The following is a 4854-nucleotide window of genomic DNA, read 5'->3' on the forward strand; positions in this document are numbered from 1 at the left end:
ACCCTACCAGCGTTACCCGCTCGTAGGGTGGGGGTGACCATCTCATTAAGGCCGCGAAGTTCGCGGCCTTTCTCTTTTCTTCGTGACGACGCGCGCTTACGCCGGCAGCAGATGCTCGCCGCGGATCTGGTCTTCGAAGCGCTCGCGCTCGCGTACCAGGTGCATCTTGTCGCCATCGACGATGACCTCGGCCGCACGATTGCGCGTGTTGTAGTTCGAGCTCATCGTGAAGCCATACGCACCCGCCGACAGGATCGCCAGCAGGTCGCCCGCCTGCACGGCCAGCGCACGATCGCGGCCGAGCCAGTCGCCCGATTCGCACACCGGGCCGACCACGTCGTAGACGACGGGGGCGCTCTCGCCTTCGCGCACCGGCACGATGTGGTGGTACGCCTCGTACATCGCCGGGCGTGCCAGGTCGTTCATCGCCGCATCGACGATGCAGAAGTTCTTGGCCGCGCCGGGCTTGAGGAACTCCACGCGCGTCAGCAGCAGCCCTGCGTTGCCGACCAGCGAGCGGCCCGGCTCGAACAGCACGGTGCGATCACCGAAGCCGCGCTGCTCGACGCGGTCCAACAGCGTGCGGGCAAACGCCGTGATGTCCGGCGGCGTCTCGTCGGTGTAGGTGATGCCCAGGCCGCCACCCACGTCGATGTGCGACAGGCGGATGCCCTCGGCGTCGAGCTTGGCCACCACGTCGAGCACCTTGTCCAGCGCATCGAGGTACGGCGACACCTCGGTGATCTGCGAGCCGATATGGCAGTCGATGCCGACCACGCGCAGGTTGGCCATGGCGGCAGCGGCGCGGTAGGTCGGCAGCACCTCGTCAAAGGCCACGCCGAACTTGTTGCCCTTCAGACCGGTGGAGATGTACGGGTGCGTCTTGGCGTCCACGTCCGGATTGATGCGCAGCGACACCGGCGCGGTCTTCGCGCACGACGCGGCCACCTCGTTCAGGCGGTGCAGTTCAGGGATCGACTCGACGTTGAAGCACGCCACGCCGACTTCCAGGGCGAAGCGCATCTCGTCCGCGCTCTTGCCCACGCCCGAGAACACCACTTTCGAAGCCGGCGCGCCGGCGGCCAGCACGCGCTTGAGCTCGCCGGCCGAGACGATGTCGAAGCCCGCGCCGAGCTGCGCAAACACCTGCAGCACGGCCAGGTTCGAGTTGGCTTTCACGGCGTACTGCACATGGGCGTTGCGGTCTTCGCACGCGGCCGCATAGGCGCGATAGTTGGCCGTGAGCGCGGCGCGCGAATACACATAGGTGGGCGTGCCGAACTGCGCGGCAATCGCGTCGAGCGCGACGCCTTCGATCATCAGGGCGCCGTCCTGGCGGATCAGGGACTCGGACATGAGCGGGGAACAGTCAGGGCGCCAGGTTGGGCGGCGCCGGTTGAGAGGCAGGGTGGATCAGCGATTGGCGGGCACCGCGCTGGCGGCATCCGCGGCGGGTTTGGCGCCCGGCACCGGTGGTTGCGGCACGGCGTTCGGGCCGGCGATGCCGGGGTCGGTCGTGGTCGGCGCCGTCGGTGCAGATGGCACCTTGGGCAGGTACAGCGGCCCACGGATCCCGCAGCCGGATAGACCTGCGGCCGTCAGGGTCAGGCCGACAGTGGCTACAATGGCGGCGGTTCGTATCATCGGATGATGGTGCGCAAAAGGATGCCCAAGGGTGCGACCTTGCGGCGATCGGAGTCACATGGGGCGAGGCGCAAACTGGCCGGAAATGGCCGCCACGCAGCGCCCGCGCAAGATTTTGGAGTGTAGCATGCCCCCCCTCACCGAATCGGAGTTCCTGGCGTTGGCCGAGGCCGAGCTGGACCGTATCGAAAGCATTGTCGAGATCGCCGCCGGTGAGGCGGATGCCGACATCGAAGTCGGCCGCGTCGGCAACGTGCTGACGCTCGAATTCGACGACGGCTCGAAGATCATCATCAACAGCCAGGCGCCGATGCAGGAGCTGTGGGTGGCGGCGCGCGCGGGCGGCTTCCACTTCCGCCGCAACGATGGCCGCTGGGTCGATACGCGCAGCGGCGAGGAGCTGTATGTCGCCTTGTCGCGCTATGTGAGCCAGCAGTGCGAAGTCGATGTGACACTGGCCGCCAACTGAGCGCCGCACGCACCTGACGCACAAAAGAAAAGCCGCCCGGTCTGGGCGGCTTTTTCGTTGTCGGCGCGACTTAGTTGCCGCGGAACATGTCGAGAACCTTCTGCTTCTCCTGCTCCGGCGTCGGCGCCAGGTTGATGCCCGGCGATTGTTCGCCGGCCGGCGCCGATGCGCCCGGCATGGCGTCGCCCAAGCCCACCGAGGCGATGCCCTGGCCGTTGGCGTATTCCTCGTAGGCCCAGTCGCCTGCCATCTGCACCACGCCTTCGGGCGGCTGGCGCTCAGTCTCGGGCTGGCCTTTCAGGGCATAGCTCATGTAGTTGATCCAGATCGGCAGGGCCAGGCCGCCACCGGTTTCGCGGTCGCCCAGGCTGCGCGGGTTGTCGTAGCCAAACCAGGCCACGCCGACCAGCTTGGGCGTATAGCCGCAGAACCAAGCGTCGAACGACTCGTTGGTGGTGCCGGTCTTGCCCGCCATGTCGTTGCGGCCGAGCTTCTGCTTGGCCAGGTAGCCGGTGCCGCCCGACACCACGCCGCGCAGCAGCGAATCCATGATGAAGTCGTTGCGCGGGTCGATCACGCGTACGGCGTCCTGGCCGGCGGTCATCGGGTGGCTTTGCTGCAGGACCGTGCCGCGCGCGTCGGTCACGCGGTCGATGATGTACGGGTTGACGCGGTAGCCGCCGTTGGCAAACACCGAGTAGGCGCCGGCCATCTGCAGCACCGTCACCGAGCCCGCGCCCAGCGCCATCGGCAGGTAGGCCGGGTGCTTGTCGGCCTCGAAGCCGAAGCGGGTGATGTACTGCTGCGCGTACTGCGTGCCGATGGTGCGCAAGATGCGCACGGAAACGAGGTTCTTCGACTTCTGCAGCGCACGGCGCATCGTCATCGGGCCGTCGTAACCGCCGCCGTAGTTCTTCGGCTCCCACACCTGGCCGCCGGTGTCGCCGGTCGGGATCGACAGCGGCGCATCGTTGATGACCGTCGACGGCGAGAAGCCCTTGTCGACCGCCGCCGAGTAGATGAACGGCTTGAAGCTCGAGCCCGGCTGGCGCCAGGCCTGCGTGACGTGGTTGAACTTGCTGCGGTTGAAGTCGAAGCCGCCGACCATCGAGTAGATCGCACCCGTCTGCGGGTCGAGCGAGACGAAGCCCGAGGCCACTTCCGGCAGCTGCGTGATCGACCACTTCTGCGTCTTGGCGTCGTGGATCACGCGGATCACCGCGCCCGGGCGCAGCTTGATCTTCGGCTGCGCGTTGGCCGACAGCGCGGCCTGGGCGAACTTCAGGCCGTCGCCGGCGAGGTCGATGGTCTCGCCGGAGAGCATGGTCGCGCGCACCAGCTTGGGCGCCACGCTCACCACCACGGCCGATTGCAGGTCGTCGCTGCCGGGGTGCTCGACCAGCGCGTCGTCGATGGCCTGCTCACGCTCGTCGGCGTCGGCAGGCAGGTCGATGAAGGCCTCCGGGCCACGGTAGCCGTGGCGGCGTTCGTAGTCGAGGATGCCGCGGCGCACCGATTCATAGGCGACGTCCTGGTCGCCGTGGCGCAATGTGGTGTAGACGTTCAGGCCGCGCGTGTAGGTTTCTTCGTGATACTGCGCGTACATCAGCTGGCGCACCATTTCGGCCACGTATTCGGCATGCACGTCGAACTCATGGCCTTCGCCGCGGATCGGCAGCTGCTCGTGGATGGCCTGGTCGTACTGCTCGGGCGTGATGTAGTGCAGGTCGCGCATGCGCTGCAGGATGTACTCCTGGCGGATCTTGGCGCGCTTGGGGTTCACCACCGGGTTGTAGGCTGACGGCGCCTTAGGCAGGCCGGCCAGCATAGCGGCCTCGGCCAGGGTGATGTCCTTGATGTTCTTGCCGAAGTAGATCTGCTCGGCGCTGGCGAAGCCGTACGCGCGCTGGCCGAGATAGATCTGGTTCATGTAGAGCTCGAGGATCTGGTCCTTCGACAGGCTCGCCTCGATCTTGTACGAGAGCAGCATCTCGTAGATCTTGCGCGTGTAGGTCTTCTCGCTGGAGAGGAAGAAGTTGCGCGCCACCTGCATGGTGATGGTCGACGCCCCCTGCGACATGCCGCCGCGCAGGTTGGCCAGCCCCGCGCGCAGCACGCCCACGAAGTCAACGCCGCCGTGCTCGTAGAAGCGGTCGTCCTCGATGGCCAGCACGGCGCGCTTCATCACGTCGGGCATCTGCGCGATTGGCACGAAGCTGCGGCGCTCCTCGCCGAATTCGCCGATCAGGACGTTGTCGGCGGTGAAGACGCGCAGCGGGATCTTCGGCCGGTAATCAGTGATCGCGTCGAGCGACGGCAGGTTGGGCGCGGCCACCAGCAAGGCATAGCCCAGCAGCAGCGCACCGACGACCCCCATGGCAACGAACAAGCCGAACATCCAGAGGAGCAGGCGCGCCCACAGCGGGCGGCGGGCTTTGGGCGGCTTGGGCGTAGCGGGGGTGGTTTGGGCAGTAGCCATTACAAGGGGTGTCTGTCAGCGTGGCGGCGATTATATCGTCGGGATGCGCGGGGGCCGGACGGCGGGGGCGTAACAGCGCGTAACCAGTGTCACGCCCTGCGCAGAGGCTGCACTTTTGTGCACCGCGCCGCACGATCGGCCTGCGCTTTGTGCCCTGTGCGACCCAAAGTTCAAGCCCGTGTGGAATCCGCCGTTAGAAGTAGACGAAGCGGAAATCAAGTCAGACGAAAGGGGTATCCCCCGACCGTGGGGTTTTGACAAC

4 protein-coding genes are annotated in these 4854 nt (G+C 66.6%); 1 reads left to right on the forward strand and 3 read right to left on the reverse strand.

The genetic code is table 11. The features are described from left to right. Positions 1–96: 96 nt before the first annotated feature. Positions 97–1356 carry a diaminopimelate decarboxylase gene (gene lysA, locus QZ609_RS24650; RefSeq protein WP_295500506.1) on the reverse strand — a complete coding sequence of 420 codons (1260 nt, stop codon included), beginning with the start codon at positions 1354–1356 and terminating at the stop codon, positions 97–99. A gap of 57 nt (positions 1357–1413) precedes the next feature. Further along, the gene (locus tag QZ609_RS24655) at positions 1414–1644 is read right to left on the reverse strand and encodes a lipoprotein (RefSeq protein WP_295500509.1); all 231 of its coding nucleotides are present in this window, start codon (positions 1642–1644) and stop codon (positions 1414–1416) included. Positions 1645–1771: 127 nt separating this feature from the next. Here QZ609_RS24655 and cyaY point away from each other — a divergent pair, with 127 nt between their 5' ends. Next, entirely contained in the window at positions 1772–2113 is a 342-nt protein-coding gene (cyaY, locus tag QZ609_RS24660; protein ID WP_295500511.1) for an iron donor protein CyaY, read from the forward strand. Positions 2114–2183: 70 nt separating this feature from the next. Here the strand turns inward: cyaY and QZ609_RS24665 are convergent, their stop codons facing one another. Next, positions 2184–4592: a penicillin-binding protein 1A gene (locus QZ609_RS24665; RefSeq protein ID WP_295500514.1), complete on the reverse strand. Its 2409-nt coding sequence runs from the start codon at positions 4590–4592 to the stop codon at positions 2184–2186. Positions 4593–4854 lie beyond the last annotated feature (262 nt).

Source organism: uncultured Ralstonia sp. (assembly GCA_913056305.1).
Lineage (GTDB): Bacteria > Pseudomonadota > Gammaproteobacteria > Burkholderiales > Burkholderiaceae > Ralstonia.

Coding starts and splice junctions, on each gene's coding strand:
- lysA (WP_295500506.1), bottom strand. CDS start 1,356: ATGTCCGAGTCCCTGATCCGCCAGGACGGCGCCCTGATGATCGAAGGC.
- QZ609_RS24655 (WP_295500509.1), bottom strand. CDS start 1,644: ATGATACGAACCGCCGCCATTGTAGCCACTGTCGGCCTGACCCTGACG.
- cyaY (WP_295500511.1), top strand. CDS start 1,772: ATGCCCCCCCTCACCGAATCGGAGTTCCTGGCGTTGGCCGAGGCCGAG.
- QZ609_RS24665 (WP_295500514.1), bottom strand. CDS start 4,592: ATGGCTACTGCCCAAACCACCCCCGCTACGCCCAAGCCGCCCAAAGCC.